Annotated in this window: 19 protein-coding genes and 1 pseudogene; 14 read left to right on the top strand and 6 right to left on the bottom strand. The window is 68.7% G+C overall.

The genetic code is table 11. The annotated features are described in order from the left end of the window. Positions 1-73: 73 nt before the first annotated feature. The 3 genes from Q9G87_RS33665 to Q9G87_RS33655 are packed head-to-tail and all read left to right on the top strand — an operon-like array spanning position 74 to position 2,819. Positions 74-934: an ABC transporter permease gene (locus tag Q9G87_RS33665; RefSeq protein ID WP_305920576.1), complete on the top strand. Its 861-nt coding sequence runs from the start codon at positions 74-76 to the stop codon at positions 932-934. Continuing rightward, positions 931-1,719, top strand: a complete 789-nt coding sequence (locus tag Q9G87_RS33660; protein WP_305920575.1) for an ABC transporter permease — start codon at positions 931-933, stop codon at positions 1,717-1,719. Before Q9G87_RS33665 ends, Q9G87_RS33660 begins: the two co-directional genes overlap by 4 nt. After that, positions 1,716-2,819 (top strand): ABC transporter ATP-binding protein, encoded by a 1,104-nt coding sequence (locus Q9G87_RS33655; protein WP_305920574.1) that lies wholly within the window; start codon positions 1,716-1,718, stop codon positions 2,817-2,819. The genes Q9G87_RS33660 and Q9G87_RS33655 overlap by 4 nt, the downstream gene beginning before the upstream one ends. Before the next feature lie 30 nt (positions 2,820-2,849). Here Q9G87_RS33655 and pdxR read toward each other — a convergent pair whose 3' ends face one another. Continuing rightward, a complete protein-coding gene (pdxR, locus tag Q9G87_RS33650) occupies positions 2,850-4,220 on the bottom strand; it encodes a MocR-like pyridoxine biosynthesis transcription factor PdxR (protein WP_305920573.1) in 1,371 nt (456 codons plus the stop codon). A 123-nt stretch (positions 4,221-4,343) separates the two neighbouring features. On the opposite strand from pdxR, the gene Q9G87_RS33645 reads away from it, so the two are divergent. The 5 genes and pseudogenes from Q9G87_RS33645 to Q9G87_RS61370 all read left to right on the top strand — a co-directional run. Then, complete coding sequence (locus Q9G87_RS33645; RefSeq protein ID WP_305920572.1) at positions 4,344-5,387, top strand: pyridoxamine 5'-phosphate oxidase family protein; 1,044 nt, start codon at positions 4,344-4,346, stop codon at positions 5,385-5,387. Beyond that, on the top strand, positions 5,384-6,484 hold the full coding sequence (locus Q9G87_RS33640) for an extracellular solute-binding protein (RefSeq protein ID WP_305920571.1): 1,101 nt from the start codon (positions 5,384-5,386) through the stop codon (positions 6,482-6,484). The genes Q9G87_RS33645 and Q9G87_RS33640 overlap by 4 nt, the downstream gene beginning before the upstream one ends. A 66-nt stretch (positions 6,485-6,550) precedes the next feature. Then, on the top strand, positions 6,551-7,219 hold the full coding sequence (locus Q9G87_RS60860) for a flavin reductase family protein (RefSeq protein ID WP_371825861.1): 669 nt from the start codon (positions 6,551-6,553) through the stop codon (positions 7,217-7,219). 2 nt (positions 7,220-7,221) lie between these two features. Continuing rightward, positions 7,222-7,872: a flavin reductase family protein gene (locus Q9G87_RS33630; RefSeq protein WP_305920658.1), complete on the top strand. Its 651-nt coding sequence runs from the start codon at positions 7,222-7,224 to the stop codon at positions 7,870-7,872. A 117-nt stretch (positions 7,873-7,989) separates the two neighbouring features. After that, positions 7,990-8,067 (top strand): annotated as a pseudogene (locus tag Q9G87_RS61370) (hypothetical protein); the annotation flags it as partial. Positions 8,068-8,255: 188 nt separating this feature from the next. Here Q9G87_RS61370 and Q9G87_RS33625 read toward each other — a convergent pair. Further along, positions 8,256-9,278 (bottom strand): hypothetical protein, encoded by a 1,023-nt coding sequence (locus Q9G87_RS33625; RefSeq protein WP_305920569.1) that lies wholly within the window; start codon positions 9,276-9,278, stop codon positions 8,256-8,258. Between the two features lie 44 nt (positions 9,279-9,322). Here Q9G87_RS33625 and Q9G87_RS33620 point away from each other — a divergent pair, with 44 nt between their 5' ends. Then, positions 9,323-9,553 (top strand): hypothetical protein, encoded by a 231-nt coding sequence (locus tag Q9G87_RS33620; protein ID WP_305920568.1) that lies wholly within the window; start codon positions 9,323-9,325, stop codon positions 9,551-9,553. Positions 9,554-9,598: 45 nt separating this feature from the next. On the opposite strand, the gene Q9G87_RS33615 is transcribed toward Q9G87_RS33620, so the two are convergent. The 3 genes from Q9G87_RS33615 to Q9G87_RS33605 form a co-directional block, all read right to left on the bottom strand. Then, positions 9,599-10,774 carry an acetate/propionate family kinase gene (locus tag Q9G87_RS33615; RefSeq protein WP_305920567.1) on the bottom strand — a complete coding sequence of 392 codons (1,176 nt, stop codon included), beginning with the start codon at positions 10,772-10,774 and terminating at the stop codon, positions 9,599-9,601. Then, positions 10,750-13,053, bottom strand: coding sequence for a phosphoketolase family protein (locus tag Q9G87_RS33610; RefSeq protein WP_305920566.1), 2,304 nt, complete (start codon positions 13,051-13,053; stop codon positions 10,750-10,752). Before Q9G87_RS33610 ends, Q9G87_RS33615 begins: the two co-directional genes overlap by 25 nt. A gap of 535 nt (positions 13,054-13,588) precedes the next feature. Next, entirely contained in the window at positions 13,589-14,242 is a 654-nt protein-coding gene (locus Q9G87_RS33605) for a response regulator transcription factor (RefSeq protein WP_305920565.1), read from the bottom strand. Between Q9G87_RS33605 and Q9G87_RS33600 the strand changes: the two genes are divergently transcribed. The 5 genes from Q9G87_RS33600 (at position 14,241) to Q9G87_RS33580 (ending at position 19,677) form a co-directional block, all read left to right on the top strand. Next, positions 14,241-14,801, top strand: coding sequence for a CHASE3 domain-containing protein (locus tag Q9G87_RS33600; protein WP_305920564.1), 561 nt, complete (start codon positions 14,241-14,243; stop codon positions 14,799-14,801). The two genes, Q9G87_RS33605 and Q9G87_RS33600, sit on opposite strands and share 2 nt — an antisense overlap. Before the next feature lie 465 nt (positions 14,802-15,266). After that, positions 15,267-16,121 (top strand): PrsW family glutamic-type intramembrane protease, encoded by an 855-nt coding sequence (locus tag Q9G87_RS33595; RefSeq protein ID WP_305920563.1) that lies wholly within the window; start codon positions 15,267-15,269, stop codon positions 16,119-16,121. Between the two features lie 433 nt (positions 16,122-16,554). After that, complete coding sequence (locus Q9G87_RS33590) at positions 16,555-18,732, top strand: ATP-binding protein (RefSeq protein ID WP_305920562.1); 2,178 nt, start codon at positions 16,555-16,557, stop codon at positions 18,730-18,732. Positions 18,733-19,062: 330 nt separating this feature from the next. Then, complete coding sequence (locus Q9G87_RS33585; RefSeq protein ID WP_305920561.1) at positions 19,063-19,410, top strand: response regulator; 348 nt, start codon at positions 19,063-19,065, stop codon at positions 19,408-19,410. 27 nt (positions 19,411-19,437) lie between these two features. Next, positions 19,438-19,677, top strand: a complete 240-nt coding sequence (locus Q9G87_RS33580; RefSeq protein WP_305920560.1) for a hypothetical protein — start codon at positions 19,438-19,440, stop codon at positions 19,675-19,677. Between the two features lie 14 nt (positions 19,678-19,691). Here the strand turns inward: Q9G87_RS33580 and Q9G87_RS33575 are convergent, their stop codons facing one another. Then, the gene (locus tag Q9G87_RS33575; RefSeq protein WP_305920559.1) at positions 19,692-21,623 is read right to left on the bottom strand and encodes a CHASE3 domain-containing protein; all 1,932 of its coding nucleotides are present in this window, start codon (positions 21,621-21,623) and stop codon (positions 19,692-19,694) included. Between the last annotated feature and the right edge of the window lie 44 nt (positions 21,624-21,667).

Raw genomic sequence — 21,667 nt, 5'->3', positions numbered from 1 at the left:
CAGTGAGCGTGCGCCCACCATCGGTAGGAGCGAAAGCACCACGGGTCGTCGACAGGCCAGTGATCGCGCACCCATGAGCCGGGTCGCGTCAACCGCCGCCTCGCGACTTGCCCGGGACGGCGGATGGCTGCTGACCCTCATCGTCCCCACCGCCTTTTTGGGGATCTTCTTTGTCGCACCCTTGGCCGGAATGGCCCTGGAGAGCCTTCGCGCCCCTTCTTTCGGGAGTTACTCTGCGTTGTTGGGCAGTCCGCTGTATCCGAGGGTGCTGTTCACGACCTTCAAGGTTGCGGTGCTTATCACGGGATTCTGCCTGCTGATCGCGTACCCCTATGCTTACCTGCTCTGCCGCTGCGGGAAGGTGGTGAGGGGCGTCCTTCTCGCCGCCGTGCTCCTGCCCTTCTGGACGAGCGTGCTGGTGCGTAGCTTCGCCTGGGTGACGTTGCTCCAGGACACCGGCTTGATCAATGAAGCGCTCCGAGCCGCGGGAGTCATTGACGAGCCGATACCGCTCGTGCGCAACCTGACCGGAGTGGTGATCGGCATGACGCACGTCCTCCTGCCCTTCATGGTCTTGCCGATATACGCCGCGATGAAGCGGATCGATCCGGGCCTGGTCCGGGCGGCTGAGACGCTCGGCGCCCCGCCGGCGAGAGCCTTCCGGCTGGTCTATCTACCGCTGACCATGCCGGGAGTGGTGGCCGGCGTGCTTCTCGTTTTCAGCCTATCTTTGGGCTTTTACATCACGCCGAGCCTGCTGGGCGGTCCGAAGGACATCTTGCTGGGTGAGCTGATCGTGCAGCGGTTCAGCGGGCAGCTGGACTTCGGTACCGGCGCCGCGCTGGGTGTGGTGCTGCTGGCCACTACCCTCGTGGTACTCGCCGCCGGCAGCCGCTTCGCGAAGCTGAGCGACCTTACGGACGTCGGGCGATGAGAGAGCGCCGACCGGCCCTATGGCTGTATCTGCTGGGCGCGCTGATCGCCGGCTTCCTGATCCTTCCCGCGGTGATCACCGTCCCGATGTCCTTCTCGTCCAGCCCGATTCTGCAGTTCCCGCCGAAGGGCCTGAGTACCCGCTGGTACGAGAATCTCTTCACCAGCCATGAATGGCGTTCGGCGGCTTTCAACAGTTTCGGCGTAGGGCTGGTGGTCACCGTGCTGACCAGCGCCCTGGGGATAGCGGCCGCGCTGGGCATGGACCGTGTCCGGTTCCGTGGCAAGTCGCTGCTCAACGCCTTCTTCCTTGGTCCGATGCTCGTTCCGATCGTGATCGTCGCGGTGGGTTCCTTCAGCAGTTTCAGCCACTGGCGGCTCACGGGAACCTTCCTGGGACTGGTTCTGGGGCACACGGTGCTTGCCCTCCCATTCGCCATTGTCAGCGTGGGTGCGGGCATACGGCAGCTCGACCGAACGCTGGAACGTGCCGCGCAAACGCTTGGTGCAGGTCCATTTCGGACATTCCGTACGGTGACTTTTCCGCTTCTCCTACCCAACATCGCTGTGGGAGCGCTCTTCGCCTTCATTACCTCCTGGGATGAGGTGGTGGTGAGCCTCTTCCTGAGCGACCCGGCGACACGCACGTTGCCAGTCCAGATGTTCAGCCAGCTCCGCACGAATCTCGATCCGACGATTGCCGCTGTAGCGACCCTGCTCACCTCCGTGACAGTCGTGTTGCTCGTCGTGGTGATGGTCCTGGGCAACAGGAGGCGAACCGCATGAGAGAGACCGGCACCGGCACGCTCGAGCTGCGCGACGTCGTGAAGCGGTACCGCGACTCGGTCGCGGTCGATGGGATCTCGCTGGAGGCCCGCGCCGGGGAGTTCCTCACCCTGCTCGGGCCGTCCGGCTCGGGCAAGACCACGACACTCGGCATGATCGCCGGCTTCGTCGAGCAGACCTCGGGCGAGATCGTCCTGGACGGGCAGGACCTCTCCGGGCTGCGGCCCCACAAGCGGGACATCGGCGTGGTGTTCCAGAACTATGCGCTGTTCCCCCACATGACTGCAGCGGAGAACGTCGGATTCCCGCTGAAGATGCGCGGCGTCTCCGGCGGGGAGCTGTCCAGGAAGGTGAATTCGGCACTTGAGCTGGTGCAGCTCCAGGGCCTGGGTGGGCGTAGGCCGCGGGAGTTGTCCGGTGGGCAGCAGCAGCGGGTCGCCTTCGCGCGCGCCATCGTCTTCGAACCTCGGCTCCTGCTGATGGACGAGCCGTTGGGCGCGCTGGACAAGAAGATGCGTGAGGTCCTGCAGCTCGAAGTGATGCGCATCAGCCGCCGGCTCGGTATCAGCGTGGTCTACGTCACCCATGATCAGGAAGAGGCGCTGGTCATGAGCGACCGCATCGCGATCTACAACATGGGCCGTATCGAGCAGATCGGAACGGCCGAAGATCTGTACGAGAGGCCGAGCACGTTGTTCGTCGCCGATTTCATCGGCGACTCCAACATCGTGCGCGGAAAACTCCTGGCCGGGCGGCCCACACCCCGCTTCGGCTGGGCCGGCGGGGAGGTCCATGTCGAGTCGAGGGGAGAGGGCCTGAACCCCGGAGATGCCGCCGCGTTCGTGATCCGTCCCGAACGGGTTCAGCTTCTGCCGCCGGGCACGAGCCTCGACGCGGGAACGAACCGGGCTCGCGGAACGGTGAAGGAGGTCGTGTACCTCGGGAACGCACGGAGATACTCCGTCGCCCTTCCGGACGGGACGGTGCTCAACGCGCGTGTCCAGGCCGCCGGTGCGAGTGCCGGCGTGGCGGCGGGCGAAGACGTGGAGCTCGGCTGGCAGCCGCACGACGGTGTCGTGCTCGCCGACCCGGGGGTGTAGCGCCACGCCGGTCGTCGATCGCTCCGCCGGTCAGCTGGCGGCGGACACCGCGGCGGCGAGCTCACGCACGGCCGGCGCGATCGCCGGCTGGGACAGGCGGGCGTAGCCGAGTACGAGGGCGGCGTCGAAGCTTGCGTCGCCGAGGCGGAAGTCGCCCAGCGCCCGGACTCTCAGCCGGCGGCCTTCGGCCGCGGCCACGACCGCCGCCTCGTCGGATCCGGGCGGCAACCGCAGGAGCACGTGCAGCCCCGCGGCGATGCCGACGACCCTGCATTCCGGCAACGACGAACCGAGGGCGTCCAGCAGCGTGTCGCGGCGTTTGCGGTATACGGCTCGTGCGCGCCGCACCTCCTGCTCGTAGGCTCCGGACGTGAACAGGTGCGCCAGTGCGAGCTGGTCCAGTGTCGGGGATCCGCCATCGGCGTACAGCTTCCCCTCGACGAACCGGTCCCGGAGCCTTGGCGGAACCACCGTCCAACCCAGGCGCAGCGAGGGCGCCAGCGTCTTGGACACCGTCCCAACGTAGAGCACATGCGCGGGGTCGAGGCCCTGCAGGGTCCCGACGGGTGTCCTGTCGTACCGGAATTCGGCGTCGTAGTCGTCCTCGATCACCAGCGCGCCGCGATCAGCGGCCCAGTCCAGCAGGGCACGGCGGCGTGCTGGGGCCAGGACGCTTCCCGTCGGAAACTGGTGTGCGGGTGTGACCACCACCGCGTCCGGATCGATCGCCCTCAGTTCATCGACGCGGATGCCATCCATGTCGACCGGTATGGGCACCGGCTGGAGCCCGGCGCGCCGCGCCGTCTCCCACTGCTCGTCCAAAGACGGATCCTCAAAGCCCACCCGCCGGGCACCTGAGGCGGCTAGCAGGCGGAACCCGATGTCGATCGCCTGGCTGAATCCCTGGACCACAGTGATGGCGGCAGGCGAGGCGACCACTCCTCGAACCCTGCCGAGGTAGTCCGCCAGAACGCGCCGGGCATCCAGCGCGCCTCTGGGATCGCCATAGTCGAGGTCGGCGTCGGGCGCCGCTCGCAACGCCTGCTCGAACGCTCGCAGCCACGCCCGGCGACCGAAGAGTGAGACATCCGGTGTGGTCGCCGTGAAGTCGAATATGCACGACGGGACGACCGGCTCCTCCACCTCGCGCGCCACAGCGGGCATGCCTCCAGAAGGGGCCACGAGGGGAACCGCCCGGTCCCGTAGCACGAGAAAGCCCTGTGCGCCGAGCGCGTCATAGGCGTCCACGACCACGCCACGGGAGACTCCCAGCCCTCGGGCGAGATCTCGGGACGACGGCAAGCGCACTCCCGGCCGGAGCCGCCCGGTGCGGATGGCGTCACGGATCGCAATCTCCAACTGCCGCCGTAGGGGCGTGCGAACGTCGCGGTCGAGTGCCACGAGCAATTCGCGGAGAGCCTCGTAGTCTGAGCTACGCTCATCGCCAGCCGGACGAACTGGTCTCACTTTTCACCCCTCGACTGGCCCTACTCTACCGGTCCAGTGACCGGAAAACTCAAGGTCATGGCTAACACCCCACCCACTCGACGGGTTCAGGCGATCCGCGAGCACGGACGAGCCGCCTACGATCGCGAGAGCATCGACGCGATCCTCGATGCGGGGATGGTCGCGCATCTCGGATTCGTCCACGATGCCCAGCCCTTCGTCATCCCCACCTTGCACGCCCGTGTCGGCGATGTCGTCTATGTGCACGGCTCGTCCGCGAGCCGGGCGCTACGCCAGGTCGGCGGCGGCATGCCGGCGTGTCTGACGGTCACGCTCCTCGACGGAATCGTCCTGTCGCGGTCGGTGTTCGAACATGACGTCAACTACCGCAGCGTAGTGCTGCTCGGGCAGGCCGAGGCGGTGACCGACCCCCGAGAGAAGCTGGACGCGCTGGAAGCGTTCATGCACCAGCTGATCCCCGGGCGGTGGCCCGAAGCGCGTCACCCCAGCCAGAAAGAACTCAACGCGACGGCGATCCTGCGCCTACCGATCAACGAAGCCTCCGCCAAGGCCAACGCGGGCGGGCCCGTGGACGCCGACACCGAGGACGGCCTGCTGGACGTCTGGGCCGGCCACATTCCCGTTCACCTGCACTACGGCGACCCGATCCCCGATCCGGCGCTGCGAGACGGAATTCCCCACTCCCAGGCCGCCCTCGAATTCGTGCGGAAACGGCGAGGAGAAGCGGAGGGAAAGGCGCCGGCCGCGTCGCCCGAGATCCGGGTGATCCGGCCGTCCGAACAGACCTGGGGGCCGGCGTTTCCCGAGCCGCCCGAGGGCGATCCGCAGGGAGAGGAACTGACCGCCTTCTCCTCGGCGGACGGGAAGCTCGACTTCGGGCTGACGCGGCGACCCTCGCTCCAACGGGAGATCGAGTGGCGGCACGACGAGATGGCCCTCCTCCTGGAGGGTGAGGTCGAGATCACGACGGGCGGAACCGTCCTCCGGGCCCAGGCCGGCGACGTGATCGTGACGCCCAGGGGAACGTCGGGCACCTGGCGTGCCACCGGCCCATACCGCAAGATTTGGGTCACTTACCAGCACCAGAGCACGACAGAATGATTGTGGGCAACGAAATGGCAGATCAGGGGTTTCTCACCTCCCGACGAGGCTTCCTGAAGAGCGCGATGCTGGGCGGAGGCGCCGCCCTAACCCTGCCCGGCGTCTTGAGCGCGTGCGGCCGTGGAGAGGCCGCGGGAACGGCCGCGGCTAGCCTGGTGTTCGCCGGCTGGGGTGGCGACTACCAGGAGGCGGAAGGCGAGATCTGGCTGAAGCGGTTCGCCTCGGCCACCGGCACGAAGGTCGTCCAGGACTCACCCGCGGACTATGCGAAGATCCAGTCGATGGTGGCGTCCGGGAACGTCACCTGGGACCTGGTGGAGATCGACAACGATTTCGGCATCGGGGACTCGGCGGCGCTGTTCGAGCCCATCGACTACACCTCGCTCCCGCGCGAGGAACTGCTCGACGGTGCCGCGTGGCCGAATCGTGTGGGCCTCATGGTCTACACCACCGTCCTCGCGTACCGGGCGGACAAGCTGAGCAGCGCGCCACAGAGCTGGGCCGATGTGTTCGACCTGAAGCGGTTTCCGGGAAAGCGGGCCTTGGACAAGCGCATCACCGGCTCCACCGGCCTCGAATCGGCGCTGATCGCCGATGGCGTCCCGGTCGGCAAGCTGTATCCGCTCGACATCCCCCGCGCCCTGCGAAAGCTCGACACGATCAAGGAGTCGATCATCTGGTACGAGACGACGGACCAAGGTCAGCAGCTGTTCGCGTCGGGCGAGGTGACGATCGGGCACATCCCGAACGGTCGCATCAAGCTCATGCGCGATGCCGGCGTGGACGTCAGGGCCGTGTGGAATCAGTACGGCCTGTCAGGGAGCTACCTCGCCATCCCGAAGGGCGCACCGAACGCGGCCGCGGCACACAAACTCATCGGCCATATCCTTTCGGCCCAGAACAATGCGGCGATGACCGGCCGTTTCGCCTACGGGCCCGTCAACCGCAAGGCCCTGAATCAAGTCGATTCGGCGGCCAAGCCGTATCTCCCGACCACCTACCTCGAATCTGGCGAAACCTACCAGCTCAACGCTGAGTGGCTGGCGAGCAACCGGGCCGCGATGGAGCAGGCTTTCCAGGAATGGCTCACCTCATGAGCGAGCCGATGTCCGGCGCGCGGTGGCGCAACGACGAAAACCCCCGCTCGTCCGCGCTCACGACGGATGATCTCATCGGAGGGACCGAGAATGATCATTCGTGCTGAGGATCTCTCCCCGGGGCAGGTGAGGTCGCTTTTCGAAGAGGCGATCGCACCTCGCCCGCTCGCGATTGTTTCGACCACGGGCGCGTACGGAGTTCCGCATCTGTACGTCCTGGAATGGTATTCATCGGCATGCCCGTTTCCGCCTATGCCATACTTCACGATTGATCCTGCCGATGGCGGGGGCCGAGGCCAGGAACTGCTCGACCAGTTGGGAGCAAGTGGAGACTTCGTTCTCAACGGGGTGGACGAGAGTCTCGCGTCGGCCCTTCCGGTCATCCAGGGCCCACGCGAGCCGCATGCGAGCGAGTTCTCGAGGGCCGGCCTGACGGCCGTTCCGTCCTCACGTGTTCGCGCCCTTCGCGTCAGGGAGTCGCCAACGCACATGGAATGCCACGTCCTTGACATATTCCAGACCGGTAACTGCTGGACAGTCCTGGGCGGGGCGCTCGAATTTCATCTGCGCGAGGACATTCACCAGAACGGGAAGATCAAGCAGTCCGCCCACCGCGCCATCGGCCGCGTGGGCCACGGCCTCCACTGTCGTTGCTCGAATCCCCACGTCCTGCAACCCTCTCTGTCGACCACCGAACACGGCCTGCCATCGGATGCCGAAGGAGGCCCCGGGTGAGCATGAACCGTAACGCCGCCGCGCTGAACAATCTCGGTTCCTACATGCTCCTCATGGGTTCCATCGTGCCAAGGCCGATCACGCTCATCTCGACCGTCGGCTCCGACGGTGTGCCGAATCTCGCACCGTTCAGCTTGACCACGGCGGTCTCGAGCGATCCACCGATGCTTGCCTTCACGTCAACACGACTCCCCATCCCCCCTGACGACAAGCAGGACACCCTTCGCAACATCGAGGACACAGGGGAGTTCGTATACAACCTTGTCCTTGCGGAATATGACCAGAAGATGGTCGACACCTCGACCACCTGGCCCGCGTCGGTCAACGAATTCGCGCGCTGCGGCTTCACTCCAGGACCCTCGTCGAGAGTCGGCGTTCCGCGCGTTTCCGAGTCGCCGGTCAGCTTTGAATGCGTCCTCCACCGCATCATCGAGTGCGGCGGAGGGGAAAGCCGTCTGGTCATCGGCCAGGTGGTGGCAGTCCATATCGCTGAGGCGTTCATTGTCGACGGCCTTCTGGACCTCTCGCGTGTTGCGCGCACCGGCCGTATGGCGGGCTCGGAGTACGTGCATACCGATGCCCCCTTCACGGTTGCCGATGCCGGAATAGTGCGCGACCGGCGATACATCAACGACTATCTGTTCGAGGCATGAGCGCCCGCTTCGTGACCTCAAAGGCCCCGGGCTCGGTCCTCAACGCGATGCCGGGCCCGCTCCATACAGCCTCCCTAGCGCCCGCCAGATCCCGGTCTTCGTGCTCGTGCTTCACACATCGACGACGACTACCGCTTCCACGACGTTTTCCACTTGACCCAAGCCGCCGTCCTGGGTTGGTCCCCGTCACGCGCTTCCTTCTCGGCTGTAAGCGCAAAGGCGACCCCAGAACTGACGAAGCCGAGGACCTCGACGCCCCGCGCGCAGGTTAGGTTCTGCGACGCCCGCCGGGATACCAGCTTGGGGCGCCCACCTGTCAGGACGATGGCGACGGACCAACTCTTCGACGTGGGCGGGATCGTCACTAGCGCCTGCAGGCCGATTCAGGCGTGGAAGCGGGGCGGAGGCGGCTGGTCGCAAAGGGAGTGGGCGGTCTCCCACAGCCCCGGGAGGGCGGACAGGACGCGGTCGCCCCGGCGGCGGCGGTCGGCGGCCGTCGCCGCGCCTAGGTCGCCCAGCAGTTCCATGAACCCGTCCTCGTACCCGGAGACCCCGCCCGCCGCCCGCTTGGCCAGGCACCGCGCGTACGTCGCCACCACCCAGAAGACGGCCTCCCGGTGCAGCCCGCGCCGGATGAGCTCCCGGCTCCCGTCGATGGCCGGCGGCCGGCCCGCCTCGCTGATGTCCGAGGCGAACCGGTAGGAGGGTGCATGCACGGACACGGCCGCGTCGAACGCCCTCTCCAGCGCCACCAAGTGCCGCTGCACGCGCTCCGGGCTCAGCTCCGCGCATCCGAGCAGGTCCAGCAGCACCTCGTGGTAGTCGAGCCGCCCGTGCTCGGCCAGCAGGTCCCGCACGGCCGCGTACCGCTTGCGCACCGTAGGGTTCCGCAGACCCGCCACCAGCAGCACGTGCGTGGTCACCCCGGTGCCGAACAACCACGAGGCAACCTGGTCGTGTAGCGGCGCGGAGGCGTCCACGCCGGTGATCCACGCGCGTACCCGGTCCATCGCGTTGCGGCATCTGGCCAGGATCCAGGGCCGGGCGGCGAAGTCGCGGGCAACGACCCGCTGCACTTCGGTGAGCTGCCCCGTGGGGTCCGCGAGCACGCACGGGAGGTGAAAGCTGCCGGCCAGGTGGTAGTCGCCGAGCACGTCGCGTGCGGACCCGAGCCCGGGAAGACAGGAGACCTCCAGCAGCACGCCTTCGTACCGGAACTTCCCGATCCGGGCGGCGGACGGGTCGGCGAGCACCATGACATCCACGTCGGAGGTCGGAGGCAGCTCCTCGTCCCCGTCCGCCCACAGCGCGGACCCGGTCAGGAACGCTCCGCCGAACCCGGGCAGGGCGACGCCCTCCTCCGCGACCCAGCGCCGCGCGAGGTGTCTGGCCTGGTCAATCCGCATTCACGTCCTCCCGCTCGGGCCCGCGGCGCACGCCCCTGAGCCCGATGAACGCTCCCAGCGCGACGAGTGCCGCCAGTGCGGCCCAGATCCAGCCGGGGACGCCGGCCGACCCGCTCGCGGCCGTCGATCAGGTACGCCGACGCGAGCACCGCCAGCACGCCGGCCAGATAGACCTCGAACGGCACCAGCCCGCCGCCCGCCAGCGCGTGACCGCCGGCCGACACGGCGCCGCAGACCGTCGCGAACACGACGGCCCTCGACAGCCGCAGCGCTGATGACGCGGAGGACACGGCTCCCATCCTCCCACGGTCGCCCTTCGCTCAAGAGGAGCCGGGGATGAGGGAGAGGGCCTGGCGGGCGATCTCCCATTCCTCGTCGGTCGGGATGACCAGCACGGGCACCTCCGCCTCCGCCGGCGAGATGGCCCGTTCGCCGCTCGCGCCGGCCTGGTTGAGCGCCGGGTCAACGGTGATGCCGAGCCGGTCGAGCCCGGTCAGGGACGCGGCTCGGGTGGCCGCGTCGTGCTCGCCCACCCCGCCGGTGAACACGATCGCGTCCACCCCGCCGAGCAGCGCGTAATAGGCCCCGACGTACTTGCGGATCCGCCGGGTGTAGATCTCCAGCGCGAGCCTGGCCGCCTCGTCGTCCCGGCCGCGTACCTCACGCATGTCACCGGTCCCGGTCAGCGCGAGCAGGCCGCCGCGGCGGCTGAGCGCCTGCTCGATCTGCTGGGCGTCGAGCCCGTCCACCCGGGCGAGGTAGCCGGCGAGGGCCGGGTCGACGTCGCCCGAGCGGGTGCCCATGACCAGGCCCTCCAGCGGCGTCATGCCCATGGAGGTGTCGACACTGCGTCCGCCGGCGATCGCGGTGGCGCTCGCGCCGTTGCCCAGGTGCAGCACGATCAGGTCGAGGCTCGCCAGGTCACGGCCGAGGAACGCGGCGGCGCGGCGGGACACGTAGGCGCAGGAGGTGCCGTGGAAGCCGAAGCGCCGCACCCCCCACTCGCGCGGCACGGCGTACGTGTACGCCTCCGGCGGCAGCGTGCGGTGGAACGCCGTGTCGAACACGGCCACCTGCGGCACCCCGGGAAACGCCTTGCGCGCGACCCTGATCCCGGTGAGGTTGACCGGATTGTGCAGGGGCGCGAGCGGTGCCAGCTCCTCGATCGCCGCGATCACCCCGTCGTCGATCAGCACGGCCTCGGTGAAGCGGGTGCCGCCGTGCACGACCCGGTGTCCGACCGCGACGGGCGCCAGGTCGGGTCCCGCCGCGGCGAACGCCTCCATCATCGCGTCCAGCCCCTCGCCGTGCCCGGGGAATGGCCGCTCGCGCACGTACGGCGGATCGTCGCCGGCCCGGTGCGTGAGCCGCCCTGGGCCGGCCTCGCCGATGCGTTCCACCAGCCCCCTGGCGGGCCGGTCCCGGGTGCGGACGTCGACCAGTTCGTACTTGATCGACGAGGAGCCGGTGTTCAGGACGAGAATTCGGCCGGCCATGTCCACGAGCTGATCTCCACAGGATCTTCGCCGTACTCACGGGTGTGCGCGCGGGCGCGCAGCCGAGCGTCGCTCATCCGCTGCCGCAGGTGCGCCGCCTTGGAGCCCAGCCCGGGGACGCGGTCGATGACGTCCATGACCAGGTGATAGCGGTCTATGTCGTTCAGCATGGCCATGTCGAACGGCGTCGTCGTGGTGCCCTCCTCCTTGTAGCCGCGCGCGTGCAGGTTGCCGTGCCCGTGCCGGCGGTAGGTGAGCTGGTGGATGAGCGACGGGTAGCCGTGGAAGTTGAAGATGATCGGCCGGTCCGTCGTGAACAGCGTGTCGAACTCGGCCTCCGGCATCCCGTGCGGATGCTCCGACTGCGGCTGCAGCCGCATCAGGTCGACCACGTTGATGACCCGGACCTTCAGCTCGGGCAGGTGCTCGCGGATGAGCGCCGCGGCGGCCAGCGTCTCCATGGTCGGCACGTCGCCCGCGCAGGCCAGCACCACGTCCGGCTGCACGCCCTCGTCGGTGGAGGCCCACGGCAGGATGCCGAGGCCGCGCGTGTTGTGCGCGACGGCCTCCTCCATGGTGAACAGGTCCAGCACCTGCTGCTTGCCGGCCACGATCACGTTGACGTAGTCGCGGGAGCGCAGGCAGTGGTCGCCCACCGACAGCAGCGTGTTGGCGTCCGGCGGCAGGTAGACCCGGACCACGGACGCCTTCTTGTTCACGACCACGTCGAGGAAGCCCGGGTCCTGGTGGCTGAAGCCGTTGTGGTCCTGCCGCCACACGTGCGACGACAGCAGGTACGTCAGCGACGCCACCGGCCGCCGCCACGAGATCTTCTGCGCCGACTCCAGCCACTTGGCGTGCTGGTTGAACATGGCGTCCACGATGTGGATGAACGCCTCGTAGCAGTTGAACAGCCCGTGCCGGCCGGTCAGCAGGTAACCCTCCAGCCAGCCCTGGCACAGGTGCTCGGACAGCACCTCCATCACGCGGCCGCCCGAGCCGAGGTTCTCGTCGGTCGGCAGCAGCTCGGCGTCCCAGGCCCGGTCCGTCGCCTCGAACACGGCCTGCAGCCGGTTGGATTCCGTCTCGTCGGGGCCCATCAGCCGGAACGTGCGCGGATTGGCCGCGATCACGTCGCGCAGGAACTCGCCGAGCACCCTGGTCGGCTCGCTCGTCTGCGTGGCGGGCGACTTGACCTCGATCGCGTACCTGTGGAAGTCCGGCAGCCGCAGCGGCTCCAGCAGCTCGCCGCCGTTGGCGTGCGGGTTCGCGCTCATCCGGCGCGTCCCCCGCGGCACCGTGCCGAGGATGTCCTGGCTGGGGCGGCCGCCGGCGTCGAACAGCTCTTCTGGGCGGTACGAGCGCATCCACTCCTCGAGCATGGCCAGGTGCGTCGGATTCTCGCGGACCTTGGCCAGCGGCACCTGGTGCGCGCGCCACGTTCCCTCGACGGGCTTGCCGTCCACCTCACGCGGGCCGGTCCAGCCCTTCGGCGTGCGCAGGATGATCATCGGCAGCCGGTCGGCTTCGCCGCTCTTGTAGGCGGCCATCTGCTCGAACGCGGCGTCCAGGGCGCCGGCCATCTCCTGGTGGTCAGGGCCGACCAGGTGGGGGCGGTAGCCGTACCCCTCCAGGAGCTTGAGCAGGTCCTGCTCGGGGATGCGGGCCAGCACGGTCGGGTTGGCGATCTTGTAGCCGTTGAGGTGCAGGATCGGCAGTACGACGCCGTCGCGGCGGCGATCCATGAACTTGTTGGAATGCCAGCTCGCGGCCAGCGGGCCGGTCTCGGCCTCGCCGTCCCCGATGACGCACGCCACCACCAGGTCCGGGTTGTCGAACGCGGCGCCGTAGGCGTGGGCGAGCGCGTACCCCAGCTCGCCGCCCTCGTGGATCGAGCCCGGCGTCTCCGGCGCGACGTGGCTCGGCACCCCGCCGGGGAAGGAGAACTGCCGGAACAACCGCCGCATCCCCTCGACATCCTGCGAAACGTCCGGATAACGCTCGGAGTATGACCCTTCCAGCCATGCGTGCGCCACGGCCGCGGGACCGCCGTGCCCGGGACCGCAGATGTAGATCATGTCCTGGTCCCGCTCCTTGATCACCCGGTTGAGATGAGCGAAGCAGAAGTTCAGCCCCGGCGTGGTGCCCCAGTGGCCGAGCAGGCGCGGCTTGATGTGCTCCGGGCGCAGCGGCTCGGCGAGCAGCGGATTGTCCAGCAGGTAGATCTGACCGACGGACAGATAGTTGGCCGCCCGCCAGTACGCGTCTATATGGTCCATGCCCCTGCTGCTTCCTCCACAGAACATGCTGAATCCCCCGAACTGTCCATAAGGTGCCGAATATCGTCAATACCGCCTCCGACCTCACCCCGTGCAACTCCCACGAGGTGGCGCAGAGCGATGGCCGGCGGCGTACCGCTCGACCTGCCCGTCGTCTCGCTCGGCGAGACGAACGTGCGCCCGACCGCGATGCTCTGGCGCAACCTGGCCGCCAAGGCCGTCGCCTCCGTGGACTAGTTCGCCCAACCCCGGATGACCGGGTTGAGGCGGGCGATCACGGCTATCGCCTTCGAGCCACGCAGGGCGCAGGCTGCGGTCAGCGATGCGTCTGGTGATCGAGCACCCGCGCCATCAACTGGGTCAACTGATCGCGCCTCGACGCAGGCGAGAAGGTCCGGGCCATCACCCGCGACCCAGCCGCGTGCGACCTGCCCGACGACGTCGAGATCGTCGCGAGCGACCTCACCCGCCCCGAGACCCTGCCAACCGCGCTCCACGATGTCGACCGAGCCTTCCTGTTCGGCCCGTTGGTCGCTCAGCGGGCCTGGAGGAAGGTGAGGACGGCCAGTACTCGGCGATGATCGTCGCTGGTCTCGGCGAGGCTAAGCTTGGTGAGGATGCTGCGGACGTGCTTTTCCACGGTGCCCTCGGTGACCCACAGCTGGCGGGCGATGCCGGCGTTGGATCGGCCCTCGGCCATCAGGGACAGCACCTCGCGTTCCCTGTCGCTGAGCACCTCGAGCGGGTCGTCGCGATGCCGGGCCGACACCAGCTCCCGCACCAGCGCCGGGTCGACGACCGAGGCGCCCTTGGCGATCCGCCGGACCGTGTCGACGAACTCCTCCACGTCGGTGACCCGGCTCTTGAGCAGGTAGCCGATTCCGCCGCCGCTGGCCAGCAATTGCATGGCGTGCTCGGCCTCGGCGTGTGCCGACAGCACCAAGATGGCGACCTCGGGGTGCTGCGTTCTGATCTGCGCGGCGGCCTGCAGCCCTTCGATGGTGTTGGTCGGCGGCATCCGGATGTCGACGATCACCAGCTCGGGCTGGGCGTCACGGACTAGGGCGAGCAGCTGCTCGGCGTCGCCGGCCTGGCCGACCACGTCCAGGCCGGAGCGCTGCAGCAGGCTGGCGAGCCCCTCGCGCAGCAGCACGTCGTCGTCGGCGAGGACCACCCTGGTACCGCCCATGCCCTCATTATCCGACACGCTGCTATCGGGAGTCGTGCTCGCGCTGATCGTCGGCGCGGCGTTCGCGATCCTGCTGTCCGCCCTTGCCGACCTGCGCCGCTCCCAGCTTCGCGAGCAGCGCTCCGCCCAGGTCCTGACGATGGCCAACCGGCTGGAACGTCTGATCATCGATACGGAGACGGGCCAGCGCGGGTTCGCCCTCACCGGCCAGGAGCAGTTCCTCCAGCGGTGGCGTGAGGCCATCGCGGCCTACCCGAGCACGTGGGCGGGCTGGGACGGTTGGTGGCCGACACCCCCGCCCAGCGTGCCCGGGCCCGGCAGATCGCCACTGCGGGCGTCTCCTACATCAACGACTACTCCATCCCCCTGGTGGAGGCGGCGCGTCGGGACCCGGGTGCGGCACGTAGGGCAGGAACCGTGGAGGGAAAAGCACCGGGTGGATGCAATGCGTGCGGACTTCGATGCGCTGGTGGCGGCCGAGCAGTCGCTGGCTCCGACCCAGCAGCAGCGCTCCGATGCGGCGGCGGGCGCGCCATCGTCGCAGGGTTCGCGGGGCTAGTCGGTCGCGACCGTACGCGCGCACATCGAGGGCGGGGTATTGCGTCTGGAGGTGCGCCCCCGACGGTGTCGGGCGCGCGTCGACCGGCCACGGTTCGGGGCTGGTCGGGCTCGCCGACCGGGTGGAGGCGCTGGGCGGCGTCCTGACCGTGCTGAGCCCGCCCGCTCAGGGCACCACGCTCGTGGCCGAGCTGCCCTTCACCGAGCAGTAGCGGGAGTATCGGAATTCCAGCTAGCAGGTAGACGGTATGGCCGCTGGCCAGGGCGACAGCGTGTGCCGCGGCGCGCATGCTGGATGGAATGCCTCGTCGAACCTTCCACTTCGGGGTCTCGGAAGGAGCGCGCGGTGAAATCGCTTTCGGTAACGCCTATCGGCGTGGCATCTCGTGCCCGGGCCGAGCGGCCGCACCTCGGTCCGAGCTGGGTCCGCGTCTTCTTCGGCGGTTTGGCGTTGTGGACCGCGAGCGTGCTGGTGACGTTCGCGACCGGCAATGTGAACGTGGTTCCGACGATTATTCTGCTCGGCAGCTTTCTCGTCCCGGTCACGTTCGTGACTTTCGCGTTTCGGCGCAGCGACGCGGTGGTCACCGCCGAGCGTGTCTTCGGCGCGTTCGTCTACGGCGGCGCGCTTGGTGTGCTCGGCGCGTCGGTCCTGGAGTCGGTGCTGCTGGCACGCGTGTCCAGCTGGGCCTATCTGCAGATCGCGCTGATCGAGGAGGGGGTCAAGCTGGCCGTGCTCTGGCTGATCGCCCTGCGCTTGCCTCGCTACACGGTGAGGGACGGTATGGTGCTCGGCGCGGCCGTGGGCTTCGGTTTCGCCGCGTTCGAGAGCGCCGGATACGCGTTCAACGCGCTGTTCACCTCCAACGGCCTGTCGCTGCTCAATCTGGTCGAGACCGAGGCGCTGCGTGCGGTGCTGGCCCCGGTCGGGCACGGGTTGTGGACCTCGGTGCTGGGCGGCGTCCTGTTCGCGACGGCGTCGCGCGCACCGAGCGGGCGACCCCGGCTTCGCCTCGCGGTTGTCGGCTGGTACGTGGTGGTGGTGCTGCTGCACGCCATGTGGGACTCCTCGCAAGCCATCGCCGTGTGGCTGACCTTGCTCATGACCGGCATGCCGGCACCGTGGATGATCGCTGGAGTGGGGGAACTGCCCGGCATGACGCAGCCGCAGGTGCACCTGTTCACGGTGCTGAGTTTGGGCCTTCTGGTGCAGGACGGGGTGATCGGGCTGTTCCTGCTGCTGTGGTGGATAACGGCCGGCCGGGTGCCGGCAATACCGCTGGCCGTGAATGCGGCCCTCGAGGAAAGGACGTCACGATGACGGCAACCAGCATGTTGACGCTCGGATTCGCCGACTTCGGCCACATGCGGGGCGCGATGGCCGACCGTCTCCTGCCCGGTGGACACCACCTGCACGGACGAGCCCGACACACGCCCCCGCAAACCAAGTCGTGTCCGCGGGCCTGCGCTGGCACGATACGCCGCGTCAGGTCGCCGAGGCCGCGGATGTGGTTTTCACCTCCATCCCAGAGGCCGACGCCCCGAACGCGGCCACCAGGGGGCCGGACGCTGTCCCGGCTGGCAGCGACCTGGGCCGAGATGAGTACCGTGAGCCCGCACGCCAGTCGCGACCCGGCCATACTCGTGGGCGCCCGCAGCGCGACCATGCTCGACGCGCCTGTGCAGGGAAGCGTTCCGCGGGCGCCGGCCGGCGTTGTCCACCTTGGTGCGGCGCACCCGTCATGGAGGAAACGATGATGGAAGACGGCTTCTTTGGGCGGCGGCGCGAGATCGCCAAGACCCGCAGGGCACTGTCACAGGCGCGGCTGGTCACGCTGACCGGCGCGGGTGGGGTCGGCAAGACGCGGCTGGCGATGGAGACGGCCGCCAGAATCTCGCAGGCCTTCCCCGACGGCGTGTGGCCGGTGGAGCTGGCGCCCGTCCCGGACGGTACGTTGGTCGCCAAGACGGCGGCCACCGCGCTCGGCGGAATCCAGGCATGGTCGGCGCGCCGGCCACAGGACCATCTGGCTGACTTCCTGGCCGACCGCCGGCTGCTCATTGTGCTGGACAACTGCGAGCACCTGCTGGAGGGGTGCGCGACCTTCGTCGACATGTTGCTGCGCAGAGCCCCGGCCCTGCACGTGCTGGCCACCAGCCGGCAGACGCTGGGCGTCGAAGGGGAACATGTACTGGCGGTGCCGCCCCTCCCGGTTCCAGATCCCGCCCGCCTGCCGAGCACGGCCGCGCTGGCCAGATGCGAATCGGTACGCCTGCTGCTCGCCCGCACGATGCGCCCCACCACGCCGCGTGCGCCGGGCGGCGAGCCCGGCTTCGTGCTCACCACGGCCAACCGGCGCGCCGTGGCCACGCTCTGCACGCGGCTGGAGGGCATACCCCTGGCGATCGAGCTGGCCGCCGCTCGGCTCGGCGAGCTGCCGCTCGAGCAGGTGGCCGGCCAGCTGGACGACCGCTTCACGCTCCCGACCGCCGGCGGCCGCCCGGCCCCGCACCGCCAGCGGACCCTGCGCAACACGATCGACTGGAGTCACGAGCTGTGCACCCCGCCGCAGCGGCTGCTGTGGGCGCGGTTGTCGGTGTTCGCCGGCGGGTTCGACCTGGACGCCGCCGAGAGCGTCTGCGCGGGCGCCGGACTTGACGGCGCGGACATTCTCGACCTCGTTGATGATCTGGTGACCCGGTCGATCATCCAGCGGGTCGAGACGGACGGCGCTGTGCGCTACCGCATGCTGGAAACGATCCGCGAGTTCGGCCGCGAGCGGCTGGCCGTCTCCGGCGAGACTCGCCGCGTGGCCTGTCGCCACCGTGACCATTATCTCGGCCTGGCCGAGCGGGCCGCAGCCCGGTGGTGCGGTCCCGCGCAGCGAGACGTTCTGGCCCTGCTGCGCGCGGAGCACGACAACCTGCAGGCCGCGCTGGAGTGGTCCCTGGCCGACCCGGCCGAAGCGGGTGCGGCGCTGGCTCTGGCGGCTGCGCTTCGCTATCACTGGTGCGTCAACGGCTACCGCCATGAGGGACGGCGGTGGCTGGATAGGGCGCTGGCCGCCTCTCCCGAGTCCAGTCCCGCCCGCCCGACCGCGCTGTGGGCCGCCGCGTGGGTGTCCCTTCAGCAGGGGGATCATGAGGCCGTGGCCGCCAGGCTCGAGGAGTGCGCGCTGCTGGCCGCTGAGCGGGGCGACGAGGTCGCCCGAGCGTATGTGCTCACTTGGCGCGGCGCCAACGCGATCTTCCAGGCGCGCGCAGCGGAGGCGATCGGCCTGCTCGATCAGGCCATCGCCGTGCACCGGCGCGCAGGCGACCCCTCCGGGGTCCTGACGTCGATATGCCTGCTTGTCACGGCCTGCACGGACGCCGGTGACCTCGACCGTGGCCGGGCGATCGCCGAGCGGGGGCTGTCTGCCAGTGAGGAACTGGACGAGCACTACTGGCGGTCGTACATCCTGTGCGCCCTGGGATGGAACACCTGGATGCGAGGAGACGACGCGACCGCAGAGGACCACCTGCGGCGGGCCCTGGCCATTGAACTCGAGCTCCACGACGCCGTCGGTACGGTTTCCGCGATCGAGCCGCTGTCCTGGATCGCCGAGTCGAGGGGCGAGTACTTCCACGCTGCCCGGCTATCCGCAGCGGCCGGCGTGGTACGGCAGCTGACCGGCATCCCGCCACTCCTCAGCCCCAACGCGGCCGTCCAGCACGCCCGCTGCGAGCAGGGCATCCTCCAGGCACTCGGCAAGGCGGAGGCGCGCACGTCCCGGATCCATGCCCGGCGCAGCTGCCGCACCATTGAACACGCCGTCGACTACGCCCTCGCCGTCCCATCCGTCGCCGCCAGGTCATCGGATTCCACGTCAAGACCGCCCGAATCGCTGCGGACTCCGGCGCAGCCCGAAACCGCTACGCCCGCCCGCTAGCAACCACACACAGTGGCCAATCCGGCTCACAAAGATCGCAACCATGGCGCGGTTGCGGTTCCAGATTGCCAGCGAGCTCGTCCGCCGCAGCTCGCCAGCATCACCCCGAGGCGCATGATATGGAGGTTGTTCCGCGAAGATGATGGCGCCGAAGAGGCCACTGTCGCGATGGTCATCCGGGCTCCGATGGAGCGGTCGCCCGGCACCATAGGTGACGCCCAGAAGGGATTCCGGCTAGCTGGAATTGCCTGCTACCGGCTGGCCGCCAGATCCGGCCGATTCCAGCTAGCGGGGATGCCCAGCGCACGCAACGGGTGCCAGCCTGGTGCTGTGGAAGTGCGGTGTCTGATCGTCGACGACAACCCCCAGTTCGCGGAGGCGGCGCGCCGACTGCTGGAACTGCAGGGGGTGCGGGTCGTCGGCGTGGCCGCCACCGGAGATGAGGCGGTGGCGGCGGCCTCGCGGCTGCGGCCGGACGTGGCGCTGGTCGACGTCGGGCTGGGCGAGGAGAACGGCTTCGACGTGGCCACCCGGCTGGAGCGTATCCCAGTCATCATGATCTCCGCACGGAGCGAGGAGGACCTCGGACAGATCATTGAGGCGAGCCCGATGATCGGATTCCTGCCCAAGTCGGCCCTGTCGGGGGCGGCCATCCGCCGACTGCTCAGCGGGCCTTAGGAAGGTGAGGACGGCCAGTATCCGGCGGTGGTCGTCGCTGGTCTCGGCCAGGCCGAGCTTGGTGAGGATGCTGCGGACGTGCTTTTCCGCGATGCCCAAGGTGCCACCCACAGCGGCCTGCACAACGGCATCCAACAGCGGCTGGTCTCGCTCGTGCTGGACGTGCTGCCAGCCGAGACAATCGCTGCCGCACCAGCAGCGACAATTTTCCGAGCCGGACAATGGCGAAATACCAGCAAGCCCAAAGAGCGGCGGAGATCACCATGACACGGATGCCATGATCACGCGTCGTCTACGGGCAGTTCGACCTGCAGGGAAGTGCCCTTGCCTGGCGGACTGGAGATCATGATCGTTCCACCGAGAGCCTCCACGCGGTCGGTGAGCCCGATCAAGCCGGTACCCCGTCGTAGATCGGCGCCGCCGACGCCGTCGTCGCGGACCGCCAGATACAGCCGCCCGGACCGCACGGCGGCCTCGACTTGGACGACCGAAGCGTGTGCGTGCTTCGCGGCGTTGGTCAGCGCTTCGGCCGCAACGTAGTACGCCGCAACGTCTACCGATTCGCCGAGCCGGAGATCGCTGGGTACATCGAGTTCGACCGGGATGGAGGAACGTCGAGCCAAGGCCTTGAGAGCCGCGGCGAGCCCGCCTTCGGAGAGGATGGCCGGGTGGATGCCGCGCGAGATGTCCCGCAGATCCTCCATGATGGCCGCCAACGCGCTCACGGCCTCGGACAATTCAGCGTGCAGTTTCGGTAGCGTCGGCGGCACACCGGCCTGGGCAGCGCGGATTGCGAGCGCGAGCGAGACCAGGCGCTGCTGAACGCCGTCGTGCAAATCACGCTCGAGCCTGCGCCGGGTCTGGTCGCCGGCTGCCACCACCCGCGCCCGCGAGGCGGCCAGATCGGCCCGGGCCTGGGAATTGGCGATTGCCGTGGCGACGAGGTCTGTGAAGTCGGCGAGGCGGGCCTCGGTCCAGTCGGGGAGCGGTTTGTTTCCTGCCGAGAAGGCGCCCGCAACACCCCAGAGGTGCCCCTCGACAGCGATCGGGACACCGACGATCGAGCGTACACCTAGCTCACGCAGGAACGCCGGCTGCTGCTGGAACGCAGCGATCGAGCTCGGAGAGCCAGTGACAAGATCCGCACGGGCCGGGAGGCCGCTGTCTCGGACCCGGGCTGCAACAGTGCTGTCCTCAAACGACAGCCGCCCGCCGAGGCCGACACCGGCGCTGAGGTCCGGACCCCACATCTCGCCCCACGCCGCGACGACCGTGGCCGTACCGTCGGCTTCATAGCGCAACATGGTGGTCGCGTCCGCGCCCAGGATCCTCCCAGCCTCTTCGGCTACGGCGGCGAAGATCTCGGCCGGGGGTAGGCCATGCGCCACGAGCGTCGCTACCCGGCGCAAGGCAACCTGCTCGTCGGCGAGTCGCCGCAGCTCGTCGCGGTTGTCCTGGAGTGACTGCGCCATCGCGTTGAGCGAGCGCTCCAGGGTGCCGGTTTCGCCCACCCCGGTACCGGACATTCGGATGCCGAGGTCGCCGCCCGCGAGCTGGTCGGCCATCTGCGCCGCGCGCCGTACCGGCTGGACGATGGCCCGACTGAGGTATGTGGCGAATAGGATCATGAGCGCGACCGAGCCGGCCAGCCCGACCATGGAAACCATCACCGCGCGCTGGGCGTCGCGGTCGGCCGCGTCCTGCTCGCGATCGAGAATGGCCCGTTCGTCGGCGGTGTAGCGATCGAACGCGTTCCGGAGAGCATCGACCTGACGCTTTCCTTCCAGCGTCGTCGCGACGCTGTGCGTTGCCGGATCGCCGCGCCGGACGGCCCTCACGACTGGGACGGAGTATTCCTCGATGTACGAGACCCCCTGCGCCACCAGTTGGCTTGCGCGGCGCCGCTGTCCGGGATCGTCGGCAAAGGCCGCCAGCTCCCGGGCCTGCTCCGGAAAGTCTCGCCGCGCCGCGTACCAGGGCTCCAGGAAGAGTTCTTCCCGGGTGATGACGAACCCCCGCAACCCGGTCTCGGCATCGATGATCAGCTTCGAGAGGTCCCCGATGATCACCAGCTCCTGTCGGGAGTGCCGGGCCAGCGCGGACGACCTGCCGAGGTCGGCGATCGCAAGATAGAGGATCGTGAACGTGATCGCGATGATCATCGCGAGCCCAGTGCTGGCAATCATCATCCGGCCGTTCAGCCCTGCGCGCACCGCCGGCTCCCTGACGTCGAGCGCCGCCAGGGGTTGTCCAGGGC

Origin of the sequence: Nonomuraea turcica (assembly GCF_030718205.1) — a bacterium.
GTDB lineage: Bacteria > Actinomycetota > Actinomycetes > Streptosporangiales > Streptosporangiaceae > Nonomuraea.
This window is presented reverse-complemented; position numbering and strand designations above follow the sequence as displayed.

What these genes read in the sequence shown, in the direction of transcription:
- Q9G87_RS33590 (WP_305920562.1), top strand. Translation starts at nt 16,555, where the DNA reads ATGATGGAAGACGGCTTCTTTGGGCGGCGGCGCGAGATCGCCAAGACC.
- Q9G87_RS33660 (WP_305920575.1), top strand. Translation starts at nt 931, where the DNA reads ATGAGAGAGCGCCGACCGGCCCTATGGCTGTATCTGCTGGGCGCGCTG.
- Q9G87_RS33655 (WP_305920574.1), top strand. Translation starts at nt 1,716, where the DNA reads ATGAGAGAGACCGGCACCGGCACGCTCGAGCTGCGCGACGTCGTGAAG.
- Q9G87_RS33605 (WP_305920565.1), bottom strand. Translation starts at nt 14,242, where the DNA reads ATGGGCGGTACCAGGGTGGTCCTCGCCGACGACGACGTGCTGCTGCGC.
- Q9G87_RS33615 (WP_305920567.1), bottom strand. Translation starts at nt 10,774, where the DNA reads ATGGCCGGCCGAATTCTCGTCCTGAACACCGGCTCCTCGTCGATCAAG.
- Q9G87_RS33630 (WP_305920658.1), top strand. Translation starts at nt 7,222, where the DNA reads ATGAACCGTAACGCCGCCGCGCTGAACAATCTCGGTTCCTACATGCTC.
- Q9G87_RS33640 (WP_305920571.1), top strand. Translation starts at nt 5,384, where the DNA reads ATGATTGTGGGCAACGAAATGGCAGATCAGGGGTTTCTCACCTCCCGA.
- Q9G87_RS60860 (WP_371825861.1), top strand. Translation starts at nt 6,551, where the DNA reads ATGATCTCATCGGAGGGACCGAGAATGATCATTCGTGCTGAGGATCTC.
- Q9G87_RS33625 (WP_305920569.1), bottom strand. Translation starts at nt 9,278, where the DNA reads ATGCGGATTGACCAGGCCAGACACCTCGCGCGGCGCTGGGTCGCGGAG.
- Q9G87_RS33610 (WP_305920566.1), bottom strand. Translation starts at nt 13,053, where the DNA reads ATGGACCATATAGACGCGTACTGGCGGGCGGCCAACTATCTGTCCGTC.
- Q9G87_RS33600 (WP_305920564.1), top strand. Translation starts at nt 14,241, where the DNA reads ATGCCCTCATTATCCGACACGCTGCTATCGGGAGTCGTGCTCGCGCTG.
- Q9G87_RS33665 (WP_305920576.1), top strand. Translation starts at nt 74, where the DNA reads ATGAGCCGGGTCGCGTCAACCGCCGCCTCGCGACTTGCCCGGGACGGC.
- Q9G87_RS33645 (WP_305920572.1), top strand. Translation starts at nt 4,344, where the DNA reads ATGGCTAACACCCCACCCACTCGACGGGTTCAGGCGATCCGCGAGCAC.
- Q9G87_RS33620 (WP_305920568.1), top strand. Translation starts at nt 9,323, where the DNA reads ATGAACGCTCCCAGCGCGACGAGTGCCGCCAGTGCGGCCCAGATCCAG.